Origin of the sequence: Parabacteroides sp. 20_3 (assembly GCF_964238835.1) — a bacterium.
Classification (GTDB): domain Bacteria; phylum Bacteroidota; class Bacteroidia; order Bacteroidales; family Tannerellaceae; genus Parabacteroides; species Parabacteroides distasonis.
Window position 1 is genome coordinate 650,609 of record NZ_CAXSNO010000002.1, and the last position, 19,502, is coordinate 670,110.

The 19,502-nt window shown below is 42.8% G+C and carries 18 protein-coding genes and 2 tRNA genes; 6 read left to right on the forward strand and 14 right to left on the reverse strand.

What is annotated here, in order from left to right:
- Positions 1-16: 16 nt before the first annotated feature.
- Positions 17-628 carry a trimeric intracellular cation channel family protein gene (locus ACESPU_RS06460; RefSeq protein WP_005858164.1) on the reverse strand — a complete coding sequence of 204 codons (612 nt, stop codon included), beginning with the start codon at positions 626-628 and terminating at the stop codon, positions 17-19.
- 172 nt (positions 629-800) lie between these two features.
- Here ACESPU_RS06460 and ACESPU_RS06465 point away from each other — a divergent pair, with 172 nt between their 5' ends.
- Positions 801-2,282 (forward strand): DUF3943 domain-containing protein, encoded by a 1,482-nt coding sequence (locus tag ACESPU_RS06465; RefSeq protein ID WP_373133214.1) that lies wholly within the window; start codon positions 801-803, stop codon positions 2,280-2,282.
- Here the strand turns inward: ACESPU_RS06465 and ACESPU_RS06470 are convergent.
- Positions 2,279-3,916, reverse strand: a complete 1,638-nt coding sequence (locus ACESPU_RS06470; RefSeq protein ID WP_005858166.1) for an ABC-F family ATP-binding cassette domain-containing protein — start codon at positions 3,914-3,916, stop codon at positions 2,279-2,281. The genes ACESPU_RS06465 and ACESPU_RS06470 overlap by 4 nt on opposite strands.
- 17 nt (positions 3,917-3,933) lie before the next feature.
- A complete protein-coding gene (locus tag ACESPU_RS06475) occupies positions 3,934-4,146 on the reverse strand; it encodes a hypothetical protein (protein WP_048927777.1) in 213 nt (70 codons plus the stop codon).
- A gap of 136 nt (positions 4,147-4,282) precedes the next feature.
- Between ACESPU_RS06475 and ACESPU_RS06480 the strand changes: the two genes are divergently transcribed.
- The gene (locus ACESPU_RS06480) at positions 4,283-4,831 is read left to right on the forward strand and encodes a 30S ribosomal protein S16 (protein WP_005858168.1); all 549 of its coding nucleotides are present in this window, start codon (positions 4,283-4,285) and stop codon (positions 4,829-4,831) included.
- An 82-nt stretch (positions 4,832-4,913) separates the two neighbouring features.
- Here the strand turns inward: ACESPU_RS06480 and ACESPU_RS06485 are convergent, their stop codons facing one another.
- Complete coding sequence (locus tag ACESPU_RS06485; RefSeq protein ID WP_005866270.1) at positions 4,914-5,246, reverse strand: CGGC domain-containing protein; 333 nt, start codon at positions 5,244-5,246, stop codon at positions 4,914-4,916.
- 84 nt (positions 5,247-5,330) lie between these two features.
- Entirely contained in the window at positions 5,331-5,804 is a 474-nt protein-coding gene (gene trxA / locus ACESPU_RS06490; protein ID WP_005858169.1) for a thioredoxin, read from the reverse strand.
- A gap of 192 nt (positions 5,805-5,996) precedes the next feature.
- Between trxA and ACESPU_RS06495 the strand changes: the two genes are divergently transcribed.
- The 4 genes from ACESPU_RS06495 to lnu(AN2) all read left to right on the forward strand — a co-directional run bounded on the left by ACESPU_RS06495 (position 5,997) and on the right by lnu(AN2) (position 9,386).
- A tRNA-Ser gene (locus tag ACESPU_RS06495) sits at positions 5,997-6,081 on the forward strand.
- A gap of 1,147 nt (positions 6,082-7,228) precedes the next feature.
- A tRNA-Ser gene (locus tag ACESPU_RS06500) sits at positions 7,229-7,316 on the forward strand.
- Positions 7,317-7,643: 327 nt separating this feature from the next.
- Positions 7,644-8,849 carry a macrolide efflux MFS transporter Mef(En2) gene (mef(En2), locus tag ACESPU_RS06505; protein WP_005786079.1) on the forward strand — a complete coding sequence of 402 codons (1,206 nt, stop codon included), beginning with the start codon at positions 7,644-7,646 and terminating at the stop codon, positions 8,847-8,849.
- A gap of 24 nt (positions 8,850-8,873) precedes the next feature.
- On the forward strand, positions 8,874-9,386 hold the full coding sequence (lnu(AN2), locus tag ACESPU_RS06510) for a lincosamide nucleotidyltransferase Lnu(AN2) (protein ID WP_004308783.1): 513 nt from the start codon (positions 8,874-8,876) through the stop codon (positions 9,384-9,386).
- A gap of 446 nt (positions 9,387-9,832) precedes the next feature.
- Here lnu(AN2) and ACESPU_RS06515 read toward each other — a convergent pair whose 3' ends face one another.
- The 9 genes from ACESPU_RS06515 to ACESPU_RS06555 all read right to left on the reverse strand — a co-directional run bounded on the left by ACESPU_RS06515 (position 9,833) and on the right by ACESPU_RS06555 (position 19,481).
- Positions 9,833-10,186 carry a nuclear transport factor 2 family protein gene (locus ACESPU_RS06515; RefSeq protein ID WP_004308780.1) on the reverse strand — a complete coding sequence of 118 codons (354 nt, stop codon included), beginning with the start codon at positions 10,184-10,186 and terminating at the stop codon, positions 9,833-9,835.
- Positions 10,187-10,274: 88 nt separating this feature from the next.
- Positions 10,275-11,678 (reverse strand): hypothetical protein, encoded by a 1,404-nt coding sequence (locus tag ACESPU_RS06520; protein ID WP_004308779.1) that lies wholly within the window; start codon positions 11,676-11,678, stop codon positions 10,275-10,277.
- A gap of 211 nt (positions 11,679-11,889) precedes the next feature.
- Positions 11,890-12,846, reverse strand: a complete 957-nt coding sequence (locus ACESPU_RS06525) for a toprim domain-containing protein (RefSeq protein WP_138265820.1) — start codon at positions 12,844-12,846, stop codon at positions 11,890-11,892.
- Positions 12,847-13,058: 212 nt separating this feature from the next.
- Positions 13,059-14,135, reverse strand: coding sequence for an AAA family ATPase (locus ACESPU_RS06530; RefSeq protein WP_138265819.1), 1,077 nt, complete (start codon positions 14,133-14,135; stop codon positions 13,059-13,061).
- 14 nt (positions 14,136-14,149) lie between these two features.
- Complete coding sequence (locus ACESPU_RS06535) at positions 14,150-14,458, reverse strand: DUF3853 family protein (RefSeq protein WP_373133215.1); 309 nt, start codon at positions 14,456-14,458, stop codon at positions 14,150-14,152.
- A gap of 223 nt (positions 14,459-14,681) precedes the next feature.
- Positions 14,682-15,701 (reverse strand): hypothetical protein, encoded by a 1,020-nt coding sequence (locus tag ACESPU_RS06540; RefSeq protein WP_118220988.1) that lies wholly within the window; start codon positions 15,699-15,701, stop codon positions 14,682-14,684.
- Between the two features lie 10 nt (positions 15,702-15,711).
- Complete coding sequence (locus ACESPU_RS06545; protein WP_138265818.1) at positions 15,712-17,004, reverse strand: YhcG family protein; 1,293 nt, start codon at positions 17,002-17,004, stop codon at positions 15,712-15,714.
- A gap of 66 nt (positions 17,005-17,070) precedes the next feature.
- Positions 17,071-18,354, reverse strand: coding sequence for a site-specific integrase (locus tag ACESPU_RS06550; RefSeq protein WP_138265817.1), 1,284 nt, complete (start codon positions 18,352-18,354; stop codon positions 17,071-17,073).
- 251 nt (positions 18,355-18,605) lie between these two features.
- Positions 18,606-19,481 carry a DMT family transporter gene (locus ACESPU_RS06555; RefSeq protein ID WP_005858170.1) on the reverse strand — a complete coding sequence of 292 codons (876 nt, stop codon included), beginning with the start codon at positions 19,479-19,481 and terminating at the stop codon, positions 18,606-18,608.
- Positions 19,482-19,502 lie beyond the last annotated feature (21 nt).

Below are 19,502 nucleotides of genomic sequence, written 5' to 3' on the forward strand. Positions count from 1 at the left end.
ATGCAAAGTTAATAAATTATTCTTCTCCTTTCAACACCGGAACACTTATATGATATTTTACGGCGATTATACGTGCGAGGAACACGCTCAACGCCGATACGAACTGTATCATCGCCGCCGACATAGAAGTTTGCATACATATATAATATATCAAACCGCCAAAGACACAAGCCAACGCATAAATATCTTTCCGGAATATCAAAGGCTCCTCATTAATCAATATATCCCTCATCATACCGCCAAACGAGCCGGTTATAGTTCCCATCACGATCGCCACCCACATGGGAAACCCGAAATCCAAGGTCTTGGCGATACCTACCACCACAAACAACCCCAATCCGATAGCATCGAATATAAAAAATGTATTGTTCAAACGGATCACGTATTTTCGGAAAGCGATAACGAACAACAAAGCCAAGGCCGAGACAATCAAATAAGAGGCTTGTTCCATCCAAAAAGGCACCGCATTCAATAAAATATCACGAATCGTACCTCCTCCTACAGCGGTCACGACACCCACCACATAGGCGCCAAACCAATCAAATTGTTTCGCAGAAGCCAATCTTATGCCACTTATGGCAAACGCAAAGGTCCCTGTATAGTCACAAAAGGTGATAAAATCTATCATTTTGTTTTTTTCGCAAAAATACGGAATAGTTCGCAAATAACAGCATTTATAGAAAGAATACCTAACAATAATTTAAACCAAACGAATCCCTTAATGTTTATTATATATAAGTTTGCGGAGTGGTTATAACCGTAACCTATTGATTTTTATTCACAAAAGAGAATTGAGTTAGATGAGGATGAAAAAATGCATGTTGATCGGGTTGATCTGTCTGCTATCCAGCCAATGGATGTGGGGGCAACACTTCCCTCAGATGGATGCCCGCAATTACGTGAGCGACACGGCCCTTTTCATTCCACGCCGCCCTTGGTTGGCAGCAAGCGAGGTATTCGGAATGAACATGGCCGTCTGGACTTTCGACCGTTTCTTAATGAACGAGGATTTCGCGAAGATAAACGGACATACGATTAAGCAAAACTTCAAGACGGGGCCTGTTTGGGACACGGATAAGTTCTCTACCAATCTGGTGGCCCATCCCTATCACGGATCATTATATTTCAACGCGGCCCGTAGCAACGGACTGAATTTCTGGCAATCCATTCCATTCGCGGCGGGAGGCAGCCTAATGTGGGAATTCTTTATGGAAACGGAACCGCCCTCCATCAATGACATGCTTGCCACCTCTTTCGGCGGTATAGAATTAGGTGAGATTACCTACCGGCTCTCCGACTTATTCATCGACAACCGCTCCCACGGGGCGGAACGTGTGGGACGGGAGATCTTATCCGGTTTGATATCTCCGATGCGGGCGATCAATCGTATCATCACGGGAGAAGCTTGGAGACACAGCAGCTCCAAGGGGCGTGTCTACACCTCGGTTCCCGTAAACTTCATCGTGGGTGTCGGCCCTCGCTTCCTTGCCGAGCAGGAAGGCTCCAAGCATGGCACTACGAGCATGCACGTATCCTTCAGGTTGGATTATGGAGATCCTTTCAATGATGACTTCTATTCGCCCTATGAATGGTTTCAGTTGAAGGCCGGGTTCGATTTCTTTTCGAGCCAGCCGCTCATCAGCCAAGTCAATGCCGTTGGGGCTATCTGGGGGAAACAGGTCTGGAGTAAAGGCCCTCGTAGTCTGGCCGCTGGAATCTTTCAGCATTTCGACTACTATGATTCCGAGTTAAAATCCAATAGTTCCCAAACGGTAGCTCCCTACCGCATATCGGAAGCGGCGGCGGTCGGTGGTGGATTGATCTATTACAAAAGAGGCACGCCGGACAATAAAGTAGATGTTTACGCCGAATTATACGGAACAGGAGTCGCCTTGGGCGCAAGCATCTCCGATTACCTCCGGCTGGAAGAGAGAGATTATAATCTGGGAAGCGGTTATAGCGTGAAAGCGGTTACCGGATTGGCCTACGATAAACGCTGGGCGTTCTTGATCGATTTGGAGAACTACCATATCTTCACATGGAAAGGATACGAGCCGGATATAGACTGGAATGCGGTGGACCCTACAAAGTTAAACGTACAAGGCGATGCCGGCAACGCACGTTTAACGGTATTTTCCACCACCTTAGCCTATATGTCCAAGCATAAATGGAATATTGCGTTGCGAAATCGTTATTTCTCCCGCCGTACCCATTATAAGTATCATAAAGATATAGATAGCTCCACGTATGATATTATGCTGACGCTTGGGTGGAGGATTTAATTCTTCCGCTCAAGCTCACGCAGATTCTCCATCTTCTTGCGCTGCATAAACTCATAGATGCCTTCCAAATGCTCCGTCACTTTTTGGTTTCCGAACTCATAGACCTTAGAGACCAGCCCATCCAAGAAATCACGGTCGTGGGATACGACGATCAACGTCCCGTCAAAGTCAAGCAACGCCTGCTTCAAGATATCCTTCGTCTTCATATCCAGATGGTTTGTCGGCTCATCCAGAATCAGCAAGTTCACAGGCTCCAACAATAGCTTAATCATGGCCAGACGTGTACGCTCGCCACCGGAAAGCACCTTCACCTTCTTCGCCGAGTTCTCGCCGCCAAACATGAACGCACCCAGCAGATCCTTGATCTTATTACGGATATCGCCTTGTGCCACATCGTCTATCGTCTGGAAAACCGTAAGATTCTCATCCAGCAGGGAGGCTTGGTTCTGGGCGAAATAACCGATCATCACGTTATGCCCCAGCGTCAACGTCCCCTCATGCTCGATCTCTTTCATGATACACTTCACCAAGGTAGACTTACCCTCGCCATTCTTCCCGACGAAAGCGATCTTATCCCCTCGCTCGATCATCAGATTAGCGTTTCGGAAAACCGTATGATCGCCATACGCTTTCGAGACATTCTCAATCGTCACCGGATAAGAGCCCGAACGGGGCGAAGGCGGAAACTTCAAGCGCAAAGCCGAGGTATCTTCCTCATCCACCTCCAAGATCTCCAGTTTCTCCAGCATCTTCACACGGCTCTGCACCTGCAAGGTCTTGGAGTACGTGCCCTTGAAACGCTCGATGAACTCTCTCGTCTCGGCGATCATCTTCTGTTGCTCGTCATAAGCCTTCTGTTGTTGCTCACGACGTTCCTTCCGTAATTGCAAGTATTGGCTATAGTTTACCTTATAATCATAAATCCGGCCCATCGTCACCTCGATCGTACGAGTCGTGATATGATCCACGAACGCACGGTCGTGGCTGATCACCACTACGGCCTGACCATTATCGATCAAGAAATCCTCCAACCACTGGATAGACTCGATATCCAAGTGATTCGTCGGCTCGTCCAGCAAAAGGACATCCGGTTTCTTCAACAGTAGTTTCGCCAGCTCGATACGCATACGCCAGCCACCGCTGAATTCACTGGTTTGCCGGTCGAAATCCTCCCGTTTGAAACCCAGTCCCAACAAGGTTTTCTCTATATCGGCGTCGTAATTGATCTCCTCTATGGAATAGAATTTCTCGCTCAAGGTAGAGACCCGCTCGATCAACTCCATATAACCATCCGACTCATAGTCCGTACGAGTCTCCAGTTGCTTATTCAATTCGGCGATCTCCGCCTCCATCTCGTGCAGATGGGCGAAAGCCTGCGCCGTCTCCTCGAAAACGGTACGGCCATCCTCCGTCATCAAATGCTGCGGCAAATAAGCGATCACGGTATCTTTAGGGGCGGACACTTTTCCACGGCTTGGCTCCCGCACGCCGGCCAATATCTTCAACAAGGTAGATTTACCGGCACCGTTCTTACCCATCAAGGCGATACGATCTTTCTCGTTAATCACAAAAGAAACATCCGAGAAAAGGGCGCTTCCACCAAACTCTACTGTTAGTCCGTCAACTGAAATCATATGTTTATTTTAATACATTAATATAATGAAGCCGCAAAGATAAGAAAAATCCCTTTCATTAGGGATGTACAGGAGATTTCATACGATCTTTCCGGGGCAAGACTAGGAAGAAATTGGTTGCCGATGCCGTCGACAATATTTTCGACGCCGTCAGCAATATTTCCGACAGCGTCAGCAATATTTCCGACAGCGTCAGCATTATTGCCGACGGTGTCGGCAACCAATTGCATAAGGGACTAATCCCTTAAACTACCTTTAAAAAAAGCAGAAACATCCACATATTTTCCAACAAAACGCTTGTTTTATAAACAGAAACTCCTATCTTTGCACCCGCTAATACAAACAGCTTAAATTAATTATTCAAACATGGCAACAAAAATTAGATTGCAAAGACACGGTCGTAAAGGTTACGCCTTCTACCAAATCGTGATCGCAGACAGCAGGGCTCCACGTGATGGAAGATTTATTGAAAGGATAGGTTCTTATAATCCGAACACTAATCCTGCTACAGTAGATTTGAACTTCGAAAGAGCTTTGTATTGGTTACAAGTAGGTGCTCAACCTACAGACACAACTCGTAACATCCTTTCTCGCGAAGGCGTTTGCTTGAAAAAGCATTTATTGGAAGGTGTTAAGAAGGGTGCGTTCGACGAAGCCGCAGCTGAGGAGAAATTCCAAGCTTGGTTGAAGAACAAACAAGCTTCCGTACAAGCTATCAAAGAAAAAGACAGCGAAGCAGCTAGAGCAGAAGCTAAAGCACGTCTTGAGGCTGAGAAGGAAGCTAATAAGGCAAAAGCAGAAATCGTAGCTAAAAAGAAAGCAGAATTGGCAGCAGCTGAAGCTGCTAAGCAAGCTGAGGAAGCAGCCGCAGCGGCTCCCGCTGAAGAAGCTCCGGCAACTGAAAGCGCTGAATAATTCGTGCGATGCCAAAATAAAAAAGAGGACATTTTTCAATGCCCTCTTTTTTTATGCCTTTTCCACCAGCTACCGGATCTTCCTAATGCGTATAATCGATCAGCCGGATGCCATCGCCTAAATCGTTCTGGATAACATCCTTCATCCTTTTGGCGAAAGGACAGGCATAACCTATCGGCGTCCCTTTTTGGATACAGGAAGCAAAAGCGATACTATCCGCCCCTCTATTCACCAACTCCCTCGCCCTTAATACGGCCTTTTTTCCGGGACAACCTCCGCAATTGATAAACCCAATGATCTCAATATCTTCCTCTACGCCCTCAAAGGCTCCCTTTTTCTCACGGATCATCCTAAAATCAGTAGTACCGGGGCAAAAATCCTCTGTTTGCATACATCTGATAATTCCTACTTTCATAAAGCATCCCTCCCAATTAAAAAAGCCGTAAAATCTAAAATTCTACGGCTTTCCGATCTATAAATGATGATTAACTAAGTCGTGTTACTTCTTCTTCAACAAGAAAGTATCGATCTGTTTCACAAACTCCTCACGGGGAAGAGCTCCCATCGATATCTGAGGCTGTCCTTCCTTAGGGATAAACAAGAACGTAGGAATACTTTGTATACCGAAAGCGGCAGCCAACTCCTTTTCCTTATCCACATTTACCTTATAAACTACGATATCATTCTTATACAGGATAGCCAAATCCCTTAAAATAGGAGCCACTTGCTTGCAGGGACCACACCAGTCCGCATAAAAATCGATGATACAAGGCTTATCACCTTCATATACCCATTTCGTAGCGTTCTTCTCGTAATTGAATACCTTTTGCAGGAACTCTGCCTTGTTCAAAGTAACGACCTCTCCCTTGGAGGCGGTACCAGCCTCACTTGATTTATCTGATTTAGCGGACATCGAGCAGCTTACTAATAGCAGCACAACCGAAACCAGCCATAAACTTTTCAACTTTCTCATATAGAAACCTTTTACTTGATTGATAAATTATTTGCTACAAAAATAGCAATAAAAAGGGGATTCCCACACATTCTATTCTTAAAAGAAAAGAATAAACAAAAAGAAAAAAAGCGCATAAGACTCTTGTATATTCCAAAAGAATGACTACCTTTGCAAAGCAATTAAACGAAACGTTTGATCGCAAAACATATTGGAAAGATGGCAGAGTGGTCGATTGCGGCGGTCTTGAAAACCGTTGAACCGAGAGGTTCCCGGGGTTCGAATCCCTGTCTTTCCGCAGAACCTACTGAACAAAACAAGAGAGTAAGTGGACAAAAACCTACAAATCGCTGATTTGTAGGTTTTTTTATTGCCTATAAGTCTTGTCTCCAATGCCTTATCAGAAGAAAATTCGGCTCACCCGATAATCAGTGGGGGTATCTTCAGGCTCATCTATATTTCATTTCAGCCGGCAACCTAAGACAAGTCGACCTACAGAAATATAGAAGTCGGCCAACAGATGAGATCATGGGATAACCATTGCCATATAAATCGCTGTCTTATATCCTGTTAATCAACAGACCAACTCACTTGAGAAAGGCTTCCCAAGTGAATAACTAACCACTTCCAGACTCGTAAGCTTACGGCTACCCCCAGCCGTAAGTTATTCACTTGACAAGCCGTAAGTTATTCACCTGACAAGGCATAAATTATACATTAACCGTCTCTCCCCCGATGGTTATCGGGAAATGGCAGAGGAACTATAGATACAAGTGGCCCATTTGTCTTTTTGACAACTTGTAATCTGAAGTCCCGGAGAATCGATTATTCCGTACCTAAGTGAGTCTCGCTTCCAAATTCGAGAGAAAAAAACAGCAATTCTCTGTTTGATAGCTGTTTGCTGAAAAACGGCCTTTCGTTCCAGTCGAAATAATTCACCCTAGTTCATGTTTTACGGTCGTTAGGCGGTAATAATGCCCAACGCTACCGCATCTGAGGGCCGATGCCTATATATGTGTAGGCTTACGCCACTATATGTGTAGCTTGACGCGACTATATGTGTGGGTTGACACTGCTATATGTGTGAGTTGATACAGCCATATGTGTAGGTTGATACGTATATATTCGTTAAAAAGCGACGCTTATCGTGTTAAAAAGCGGTGGTGGCAGCTTGTTCGCGCTCCCCGCTTACGCTCGTTGGCTTTTATAGCCAGAGAGCCGTGTCGTGAAAAAGAAGGCATTTCAATCAAAAAGATACCATTCATCGCATTAAGCTGACATCCGCGATTCTTGTTTTATCCCTTTGAATTAACTCTGTCCCCAATAAATATCGGGTGAGCCAAGTAATCGCATCCAGACATTGCATCTCTATGTAAATTCGCAAGCGAAACTCTTGCATAATCAAAAAAAATCAATACCTTTGCACCCGGTTTCAACAAGACCTTGGAGAGATGCTCGAGTGGTTGAAGAGGCACGCCTGGAAAGCGTGTAAACCCCTAAAGGGTTTCGCGGGTTCGAATCCCGCTCTCTCCGCAACAAACGCTGAAAATCAGCAGATTGTAAAACAAACACCCAGTTTTACACCCAAGAATGTAAAGTCGGGTGTTTTTGTTTTATTTAAGATAATACAACCACTACATAATAAAAGAGTAGCGATATTAAAAGAATCCGATGAGAAAAGACTAATATTTATCTATCCATTCAGTTTGATTTTTCAGGATTTTACATCGTCCTGAAAGTATTTGTTATTGTATTCCAACGTCAGGAGTGGATTATAATACAAGTTTTTTGTGTGGATAGAATTTCGTTTTGCTTAATGTACGAAAGTACTTATCTATAAACGCATGAAATATTAGCACAATGAATCATTGGAAATCAACTTTGGCCGTGATAGGAATAGGCCAACTCATATCTATTTTAACAAGTACGATTGTTGGCTTCTCCATTATTTTTTGGATTAGCAACGAATTTAAATCCCCGACAGCTTTATCTCTGGCTATTTTAGCTGGATTTTTACCACAATTTGTATTAGGCTTGTTTGCCGGGGTCTATGTTGACAGATGGAATCGAAAGAAAACGATGTTTTATTCGGACTTGTTCATCGCGTTCTGTACCCTATGTCTTTTTATTGTGATAACCAAGGGTTATAAAGACCTTTCTTTTTTTTATCTATTGACTGCTTGTCGTTCAATAGGCAGTACGTTTCATGCACCTGCTTTACAGGCAAGCATCCCTTTACTGGTTCCCAAGCACCATCTTGTCAGGGTATCAGGTTTGTACCATTCCATTCAATCCTTCAGTGAGGTGATAGCTCCCGTTGTAGGGGCAAGCCTCGTTGTTTGGCTTCCCATACAGTATATTCTGCTCATAGATGTGATCGGAGCTGTTGCTGCTTGTCTGACCTTACTTTGTGTCCAGATTCCTTCTCTTCAAAAAACGAAAGTTCTTCCAGATTTCAAAAAAGAACTGACGGAATGTTGGCATACCTTGCGGCGTACAATGGGCATTTTGCCTTTATTCGTATGCTTTACGCTGGTGACTTTTGTCCTTATGCCTGTTTTTACGTTATTTCCTTTTATGACGCTTCTGCATTTCAACGGAAACATTTTGCAAATGGGAGTTGTGGAAATGGGTTGGGGCTCAGGGGCATTGTTGGGCGGTTTAGTACTTGCCTGTAAGGCTTTGAAAAGCAAGCAAACATTAGTGATGCATACGGCTTATGTGATATTGGGATTGTATCTGATTAGCGCCAGTTATTTACCATCAAGCGCATTTATAGGTTTTGTTTGCCTAACATTTACAGGAGGCATAGCCTATTCCATTTACCATGCGCTTTTCATCGCTATTATTCAGCAGAACTTGGCTTCGGACATGCTTGGACGGACTTTTTCTCTCATCTTTAGTTTGAGTACCTTTCCATCAATGCTGGGTATCGTAGCTTCAGGATATTGGGTGGAAGCATGGGGTATCACATCCGTCTTTATGATCAGCGGATGGGTTATCTTTCTGATTGGAGTGGGTGCAAATTTTATTTCTTCAATCAAGCAGTTGGATAATTACGCATAGTATTATTTATTAAAGAATTATTATATGACAAAGAAAGAACACACTACGATTACAGAGTTATTTCAAGTTTTGGACTTGTTGGAAAGCCTGGACATGCAGTTTTGGTTGGATGGAGGCTGGGGAGTGGATGTCTTGTACGGACAGCAAACCCGCTTGCATAGAGATATTGACATTGATTTTGATGCCAATTATACAGACCAACTCCTTGATCTTTTGCAGGAGAGAGGATATCAAATTGAAACAAATTGGTTGCCCACCCGTGTGGAACTGTATAGCAAAGAATTAGGCTATATTGATATCCATCCTTTTGTCTTGAATGCGGACGGCACTTCCAAACAAGCCGACTTGGATGGAGGCTGGTATGAATTTCAACCGGACTATTTTGGAACAGCAGTCTTTGAAGGCAGAAGCATCCCTTGCATTTCTGCAAAAGGGCAACAAGTATTCCATTCGGGCTACGATTTAAGAGAGAAGGATATTCACGATTTATCTATAATTAAACAATGTATAACAACAATGAGCCTAACAATTAGATAAGAACAAGAAAATGACAGAAAAACAAATTGTCTGGTATATCTTACTTACAGAAGTAAAGATAGACAGTGACACCCAGTCTGTCACATCCCTGAGTGTAGCTCCATTGGCAGTCTTGCCGGAATTCCAGCGTAAGGGAATTGGGGGGGGATGTTGATTCAGTAAGCCCATCAGAGGGCAGCACTTTTGGGTTACGGCACAGCAGTCGTATTGGGGCATAAAGAGTATTATCCTCGATTTGGCTATCGCAAGGCTATCGATTTAGGAATTGAATTTCCTTTCGAAGTCTCTCATGAATATTGCATGGTGGCTGAATTAATACCTGGAGCTACTGAGAATGTGAAAGGTATGGTTTGTTATCCAACTGACTTTAAATAGTTTAACAAGTAAAATTCATTATATAACTCGGACTGGGTATTTCAATTTCCCAGTCCGTATTCTGATAGTACTTATTCAATTGGAAGATTGTGTTGCTTCAAGAATGAAAGTTTATCCCAATACCCTCTTTGAAAGACGATTTTGTTATCTTTTACATGAAAAAATCCGCATCCACGAAGTCCAAGAGAGTCTTTCCATTCCATGATAGCCCATTCGCCATCTTCAAAAATATTTTCCACCATACAAACCATTTTAGCAGTGGCAAATTCATTCACAAACATTTTGTAGATTGATTCTTTACCTATTATTGGTTCGTTTGCGACTTGATGATTTACTGCATTAGTAGCATACAGCTCTGCTATATGATAAGCATCTGCTTTGTTAAAGCAATCTATCCATTTTTCCAAAACTTCTTTAGGCTTCATTTTTTATAAATTCTTAGGATTTTGATTCTGTAATAAAAACAATCTGTTTGGATGCATAGATACTTGATTTTATTAATAATAGGCTATTCTATATTCTAAATCCTCTGGATTTTTGCTCTCTCTGCACCGAGTTACGTAGATTCTGCTGTAACTTTTCCCATTGTTCCTTAAACCATTGTACTATGGGTTGTCGGTTTATGGTCAGCATAAGCTTACCACTATCCATTGGATGTTTCTCAACCCTAAAAATATCATTCTTGATGTCAAATTTCCACCTGTGTTCTTCGGAATAAATTTTGCCACTACATTGTATGGATTCTTTCTTTGTCAAGAGGTTTTCTATCATGTCTTTGGTAAACCCGATAACAGCGCATAATTTTTCCATTCTCAACATCTCTTTGAACATGGGAAACCATTTGTGGGCTTTTTCAAGCAAGGTGCTCAATCGTGATATTTCCTTGTCTTTGGCTTCAAGTTCTTGATTATGTATTCTTTGAAGATTACGAATTTGTCTGCTATGCTGTTCCTGTATTTGTTGTATCTGAATTTTTAATTCATCAGTAGCTTTGTCCCGTTTGGTAATTTCCTGATGTAGCTGCTCGATGTGATGTTCCAGTTCTTTCAGCTTACCGCTTCCGAAAAGAGAACCTACACCGCTTGCTATGGCGGTAGCAGCATTGGTGGCTGTTTTCTTTAGTTTGTCCGTGCGTATCTCTGCTTTTACCTGTTTGAGTTCCTGTTCGGCAAGGCTTACTTGTTGTTCCTTGTGTCGCTTGGTTTCCTCTATACGTTGCAGTTCGGCTTTCTGCTTCTCAATGATGAAATCATTTCGTTCCAGATGCTCTTTACCTGTGACAGCTTTTGCCTGTCCACGTTCCATCAGGAGAATATCGGAAGCAAGGGTCTGCATGGTTGCCATATCCTCGTCATTGAGCTTTCGGCTCTTTCCAGTTTCATGGTTCATCCAGTCGAATACGACATGAGCATGATAATTTGGTTTGAACCATCTGTTACCGACTTGGAAGCTCTCCTTGTCTTCTGCTTCCGGCTGACCGTTCAGCCAATGCCCTTCGTCTTTATGCAGGAAAATCTGTAGCGGAGTGATGCCCCAGCGTCTTTGGCACTCTTCACCGAATTTGCGTACATCAGCCAGTGTGGTGTCCGGTCTGATAAGCAATACTCCTTCACGGATGGGTGAGCATCCCGCCACCTTGATAATCTTTCCATTCTTTCCCTTGCGTTCCCTTTCCTTTTCCTGCATGGCACGTCCGGTCTTTTCCTTGACCATTTGCTTGATATTGTCATAATGAGTTCGCAGTTCGGGAGTGCCGAAGTCGGGATTTATCCACTGTTCGTTATCGGTGGAAAGTTCGGGAACGACATAGATTCTGGACTCCCCGATATTACGCATATACTCGGCAGTCCTTCGGTTGTGTGCCTCGCTCGATGCGATGTTGCAAGGCTTGATATGTATGCTTGATTTTGTTGCCATAGCTTCTTTCCTTTGTTTACAATTGATTTACTTTGCTCGCTTTCGCAGAGGGGTTCTTAGGGGTAACCCATAAGCGGAGATTGCAAAGAGAGGGTCACTCTTTGCTCGGGGTTCTCAGGGGTGAAACGCCCTGAGTGGGTCATTAGGGCAAAGCCCTAATCCCCTCGGGAGAGCCCACAACTACGAAAGCGAAGCGTGTAGTTATAGTGGGCTATAACTGGAAGCCGTTCTTCTTTTCCGGTGATTGGCTGCGCACCCCTTTGGCGGACTGGAGCTGCCTTTTTCTTTCAATCTGTTTCTGTAAGTATTCGTTCAAGTCCTTGCATCCTCTGTAAATCTGCGAAGCGTCCCGGATGTACCGATCTCTGCCGTATTCCATGCGGATTTGCCGGAGTGCTTCCAGTCCTGCATGGTCGTTGTCGAAAAAGCAGTGGATGCGTTCGTAATTGCCCAACGGATAGAGAGCCTTGTTTACATTCGATACGGAGTTCAATACAATGTAGTCCTGCCCGTCCAATTCCGGATAATTTGGGCAGCTCTCTTGTCTCAATGTCAAAAAGGAGAGGTAGTCCATAAATCCCTCGAACACATAACAGGTATTCCTCGCTTTTCCCGACTGCCTGATGTGGGAGATTTCCTTTGGGGCGATGCAGCCCTTGAAATAGCGGTTGCGGATTTCATATCCACACGAACCATTGGGAAAGGCGATGGCAAAGTACCGCTTGCCGTTGTGAGTGAAACGTGCTTCACTACATTCTCTTTTCGCCAGTTTTATGTTAATTCCTCTACCTTGTAAGTAGGCAAGCAGGGCAGTAGATGACAGCGGAACAATCTCCAACTGTTGGAAGCTCGGCTCGGAAGAGTTTTGCTTTCCAAAAGAGAAAGATACCGGGCGCACGTGCGGTGTCTGCTCTGCTATCCGTTTCAAGATGTAAGGTACATGGTCGGTAGCGTACAGGTGTGCAGCCAGTTCTATGATACCACCACCTTTACCCAAACCGAAGTCATACCATTGTTCACGTTCGGTATTTACCTTGAACGAGGCTTCGGCTTCTTCCCTTAACGGTGATTTATACCACAGATTGACACCTTGTTGCTTGACGGGAGAATATCCTAAACTATGCAGATAATCCGCTATTCTGATTTGCTTGGCTGTCTGTATATCCATAAAATGATTGTTTTAGTAGTTGGTGAATTGGTTTATTTTTCTTTTTGCCCGTACCTTTTTAGGAAGTACGGTCTATAATCACTTCACTAAATTCTCGTATATATAGGATACGGTAATAAAGTGAAGTGATTTAGTCCCATTCCCCAAGCACTTCACTATATTCCTAATATATACACCCCGAGAATAAAGTGAAGTGATTGCAGGGAAATGGGCTAATAGTGGAAGTCAGGCATGAATGTGTATTTTCTGCCTGTCTCCTGCACTATCATCCGTTTGTTGCGGAGCATGGTGATGAGCGATACCGCCTTTTTATGGTTCAGCTTTACACCCACTGACATATAGGTCTTGATTAAGGCATCTTCCAGTTCCTTGTAGCCGTATTCCTCTTTCAGCCCGAAAACGGCTTCCAATGCGATACGGTGCTGCTGCTCGGTGATATGCCTGTAAGGGTCGAACTTCTCTTCTTCGGGTCTTCCCGGCTTCTTTGTTTCAGGTTTGTATCCCTCAATGAGTTCGGGAAGGGCTTTGTCGTTGATACGGAATGCGAAAGGCTCAAAGTCCATTGCCCGGATGTGAATGGCTGAAACATGGCTGATGTCACCGTTGCCCTTGTCCTTTTCTACCTGCAATACGGTTTCCGCCTTGTTGTTCAACTCCGTACCAATGTGCCCTCTTGCGTTCTCATCCCCTTTGTTCTGATGCAGTATCGTATGGATATGTATCTGCCTGTCGTCCGTCCACTGCATCAGCTTGGATATGATGCGTGTTGATTCACTGGGGCTGTTGATGTCATACACCATATCCCGTATGCCGTCTATAATTACAAGACCGATTTCGGGTGTATTGTAAATAGCCTGTTCCACAATCCTGATACGCTGCTCAGGCGTGTATTTTCTTAAGGCAAGAAATTCAAGATTCTCATTGTCCCTATCATCTGGCAAACCAGCCATTCGCAAAATGCGCGTCATGACTTTCAGACAATGGTAAGGGCTTTGCTCTGTATCAACATAAAGCACTTTCCGCTTATCTTCAGGCAGTTCAGCCACATACCGCAGCACTGTGCCGTTCTTCAATGCAGCGGCTACGATAGCCGATACATTGAACGTTTTTTTACTTTTGGCTTTGCCGATGGATGCGCTGAAATTACCCAATGTCCCAATGACAGAATCATGTACTTTAAGGATTTCAGGTGCTTTCTCATAACTTTTCGACAGGCTCAGCCGTGAGGCTTGCCAGAGAATTATCGCCTGTTCGTCCGATATTTCCCGGATGTCTTTCATATAGTCCATAGCGATTCCTCCCGTTACTTGCGTCCGCCTGTTTTCTTCCCTGCCAGTTCAAGGGCAAGTTCCGCATCCACGATAATCTTGCGCCCTATCTGGGTAATCGCCTTGTCTATCTTACCGCTTTTCTTTATGCGGTTGGCAGTGGGCAGACTGCACCCGAACAGTTTGGCTATACCGAGTATTCCGTACACATACTTCTTTTCCGTGTCTGTAACGGGTTGCGGCAATGCTTCGGCCTGACCTGAAGCGTGCTTATTCAGGAATATGAATTCTTCGCCTGTCATTTGCCAGACGGGTTTTGATAATAATTCTTGGATATTTGTCATCGTCCAATCTATTTAGTCGTTAAACAATCAGCCCTGCGCACTGGCTGTTATTTCTGTTCTCGAACGATGCAAAATTAGGTAGGGTTATGAGTGGTAAGGATGGGGACGGTACAAACTGAATATCATTGTATCTTATTGAATATCAGAAAACAAAAATACCACTCAAAAATTATTTTGAGTGGTAAAAGTGGAACTTTCGTAAAGTATCAGGATATATCACGGATTATCTGAATATATGTTCCATTTCCTTGGCGAAATTTTGGTTGCTGTCACTGGGGAAATCTGAAACAGGCTCCTTGTACTTGGATTTGTAGTAGCTGTCGTCAATATCCAGCAGTTTCAGTATTCTGTCTTTCCATTTGTCCCTGTCCTGTTTGGAGAGTTTCTCGCTCATCAGGAATATCAGATAGCATACACGTATTTTCTCTCTCGGTTTTATTTTCAGCTTACAGTTGCAGGGGTGAAGATTCATATTGGCATAGAAATCTGGTGCGGAAATTTCTTCGAACTGTTCTCCTTCGCACACCTCATGAATGAGCGAAAGTAATTTCATGCTGAAATATTCCTGTTGTTCTTCTGTCGTTTCCTGCTGACTGATTGGCTCGCTTGATTTATTCTCTTGCTTTCCGTCAGGAATGTATTTCTTCAATATATCCAGAAAAAGGCAGCTTTGACGGTATATGTCCGCACAACAGTTCTTCATATATTGGAATGCCTCTGTTCTTGTAGCCTTTTGCTGGTCATAGAGTTTGTTCAGTTTGGCTTTTTCCCTGTCATATTCAGCCTTGCAGCGTTCATATTCTTTCTCTGCCTGTTTTTCCTCTTCGGCTGTATGCTCCCTGTAACCAATGGAATCATACCTGTTGTTGGCTTCATTCAGCGGCTTGCTCAGACTTCTTGTAACATCCAGCTGGGCTTCAATTTCCTGAGAATACCTTTCCATGTGCTGATAGCAAGCACGTTCTATGGCTCTGTCACTTAACGGGCGTATCTCATAAGCCTGTATGCTCTTTTCTATTTCAGTTTTCAGACTGTTGAGTATCAAGGTGTATTGCTCTTTTTGCTTGTCAAGCACCAGTTCAAGGATAGCGGCTTCAAAGGATTTCATGTCATTATACTCCTGATAGAAATCCGATATGAATTTCTGCCTGTCAAAAGAAAAAGCGTAATTATCTATATAGTCTCTGTATATTCTGTTGAGTTCTCCGTATTGGGGAATCATCGTCTGTATCTTTCCTGCCATATATTTAATATTAAGGGTTCTTGTCCTTGTCAAGGAATAAGGTCAGTTCTTCTTCCATTTCTTCTATACTCGGTAGGGCAGATTTCAGATTTTCGGGTACTGCCTTGCTCAACTGATAGTCGCTGATACCTATCGGCTGGTCATATCCAGCCAAGGCATATTGTGCCACGACTTCATCTTTACCTCTACACAGCAAAAGACCGATTGTCTTGTTGTCATTCTCTCCCCTCAACTTGTCATCCACGACATTGATGTAGAAATTTAACTGTCCGGCATATTCCGGTTTGAATGGCGTTGCTTTTAATTCTACGACAACATAGGCATGGAGCTTGATATTATATAGAATCAGGTCGGCGAAAAAGTCACTGTCCCCAATCTGGAAATGTTTCTGTCTGGCAACAAAAGCAAAGCCGTTGCCCATTTCCAGTAAGTAACGGGTTACATGCTTTACTAGCTGTTCTTCTATGTTCCTTTCGTCAGCCTTTTCCTTTGCTCCTGCCAAATCAAAGATATACGGGTCTTTTAACAGATAATTGGCAAGATCGCTTTGAGGTACCGGAAGTGTGGCTGTGAAATTGTTTATCTTGTTACTCTTGATTTGTCTGTCATACAGATTGCTTTCAATCTGCATTTTCAACACATTACTGCTCCAACCGATTTCTACAGATTGTTTCATGTACCAGTATCTTACACCCAATGGAAGCGGATTATTGAGTATGACCATATGGCTTGCCCAATTTATCCTTGCAATCGGTGATGCCAAGAATAAATTTTCTATTTCCTCAATCTTTATTTGATAAATGGCAGATACTGTTTTTGCCACATTTAGAAATTGCGCAGGAACTTCCTGCGTAATTTCTAAAGATTGATTATCTGTAGATTGTATTTGCGCAGTAAGCTCCTGCGTAAATTGTCCGCTATTGAGCTTAAGGACTTCATTAGTAATGTTTTGAATATTTGGGACCGACAGTATTGAATCTGCTTCAATAAAACTACGAAGTACATTTAACGGATATAAACGGGCAAACTGGCACATATAAGTAAGATTACGCTCCGAATATCCCTTCTTTTCAGGATAATTGAATCTGATTGCCTGTGCCAATTTTTTGATAATTTTACCACCCCACCCATGTAGGTGTTGGTGGTACAGTATATAATTCCCCATTTTCCAGTAATGGAACAACATCTGGGCATTGGCTGCGGTAATGAGTCGGACTTGTGCCTGTTCTATTTCCGAACCGACAGCATGGACAAAGGCATCAAAATGACCTTTCTTTATATTATGTTCGTTGTTATTTTCCATATCACTAACTATTACTTAACAAAGATAACTCTAATAATGGATAATCTGTGAAACTGACTGATACTTTTAGAGTTGGTTAAACTTGTTCATTGCATTGGCCTTAATATCGTCTGCTATGTCAATGTAAGGCTTCATGGCTTTATAATCACTGTGCCCTGTCCATTTCATTACAACCTGTGCAGGAATACCGAGAGCCAGTGCATTACAGATGAATGTCCTTCTTCCTGCATGTGTGCTGAGTAATGCGTATTTCGGTGTAACTTCATCTATACGTTCATTTCCTTTGTAGTAGGTTTCACGTATAGGTTCGTTAATTTCTGCCAGTTCTCCCAGTTCTTTCAGATAATCATTCATTTTCTGATTGCTGATAACAGGCAATGCCATGTGGTTTTCAAAATGGATGTCCTTGTATTTTTCAAGTATGGCTTTACTGTACTTGTTCAGTTCAATACTCAGACTATCTGCCGTTTTAACGGTGGTGACTTCTATATGGTCGGACTTGACATCACTTCTCTTTAGGTTACGAACATCTGAATAACGCAGACTGGTAAAGCAACAGAACAGGAAAACATCCCGGACACGTTCCAGATACTGTTTGTCTTTGGGTATCTGATAGTCTTTTAGTCTGTTCAACTCTTCCCATGTCAGGAAGATTACCTTCTTGGGGGTGGTTTTCAATTTCGGTTTGAACGTATCGTATGCTATATTCTGGTGATAGTCTTTCTTGAAGCTCCATCGCAGGAACCATTTGAGGAATCCCATTTGTTTACCGATGGTACTGTTTCTCATGTCTTTCTTGTCACGCAGGAAATTGATATACTCGTTCAATCCGAACTCATCGAAATATTCAAAGGTCACATCTTCCTTGAACTCCTTGAGGTGATTTTTAACGGCTGCAAACTTTTCGTATGTGGATTCAGTCCAGTTATTCTGATTGCCGCATTCTTTTACAAATTCATCGAACACCTCCCAAAAACTTATCTGTGCTTCTTCCTGCTGTTCTTCGTTGGCATTCTTCATCCGCAGGTTGAATGCATCCTTTAGTTGTTGGGTAGTTGGCATGGTTTCCTGTACCTCAAACTCCTTGAACACATTTTGAATTTCGGCATAGTATTTCAGCAGATCGGCATTGATTTCAGATGCACTTTGCTTTAATTTGTTGGTACACCCGTTCTTTACTCGCTGCTTGTCGGAATCCCATTTGGCTACATCGATGCGGTAACCCGTTGTAAACTCGATGCGTTGGCTGGCAAAGATGACACGCATACGGATGGGTACGTTCTCTACGATTGGCACACCGTTCTTTTTCCGGCTCTCCAATGCAAAAATGATGTTGCGCTTGATATTCATAATTGGGTGCGTTTGAAATTCTACACCCAAATATACACCCAATTATTGAGATAGCAAAAGACATTTAGAAACATTTACTTTTACTCTATATTGTAATTTACACTTGATTATCAGTCATTTGCAGTTTTATGATATTCTGTGAAAGTATAAGTTCGAGAGCCTCTCTCTCCGCAGAACTAACCAGACAATAAACAGTTAAGTCCCATAAATCCAACGATTTGTGGGACTTTTTAAATTTTTTGTTACCTACACTAAATCTTCTTGTTTGATCGAATAACACTTAGTGTTTGTAAGATGACAGACAATATTATTACCCCTAGCCCTATATAAAAAGCGGCGTTCAACTCTTTAGCCTCACTAAAAAGAAGCATAGCCAAGATAATGCTATAAATAGGTTCCAGATTATAACTCAAGTTTACCGTGAACGCAGAGATCTTTTTCAGGACTTGTATCTGAAGTAAATACAAACCAATCGTACAAACAGAAGCTAAAAGCAATAAATAAGTAAAATCTAATAGCCCGGGAACAATCGTCGATACAGGAAAATATCGCAAATAGAACGGTAAAATACAGGAAAGCCCGATAAAGCCACCTACCATTTCATACAAGAGCATGGTACTTGTTGAATAATTATTTCCGATCTTCTTATTCGTGATCGTGAACAAAGCCGCTAAAGCGGATGATATAATACCCAAACCTATTCCTAAACGATAGCGAGTATCAAAATGGAAAATCAGCACCACCCCGAATAAAGTCAACAAACTAAAAACAACCTCCTTGAAAGACACTCTATGACAATTAATCAATGGTTCTAGAAAAGCCGTAAAGAAACCTACCAGAGAAAAACAAACCACTCCAATAGACACATTCGAAGCCTTTATACTTCCATAAAAGAAAACCCAATGCAATCCCAGCAATAACCCTACTCCCCCTATTCTCAAGGCATCCCCGAAAGAAATTCGATTCAATCTTTTGCCGACGGATAAAACGAGTAAAAACAACAAAGACGCAAGCATCATACGATACCAGACCAATAGGGCTTCATTCAAGCTAATCAATTTTCCAAATATGCCCGTCGCACCTGCCAAAATAATAGATATATGCAGTTTTATAAATGCGTCTTTCATTATGTCACTATAATATTTAAT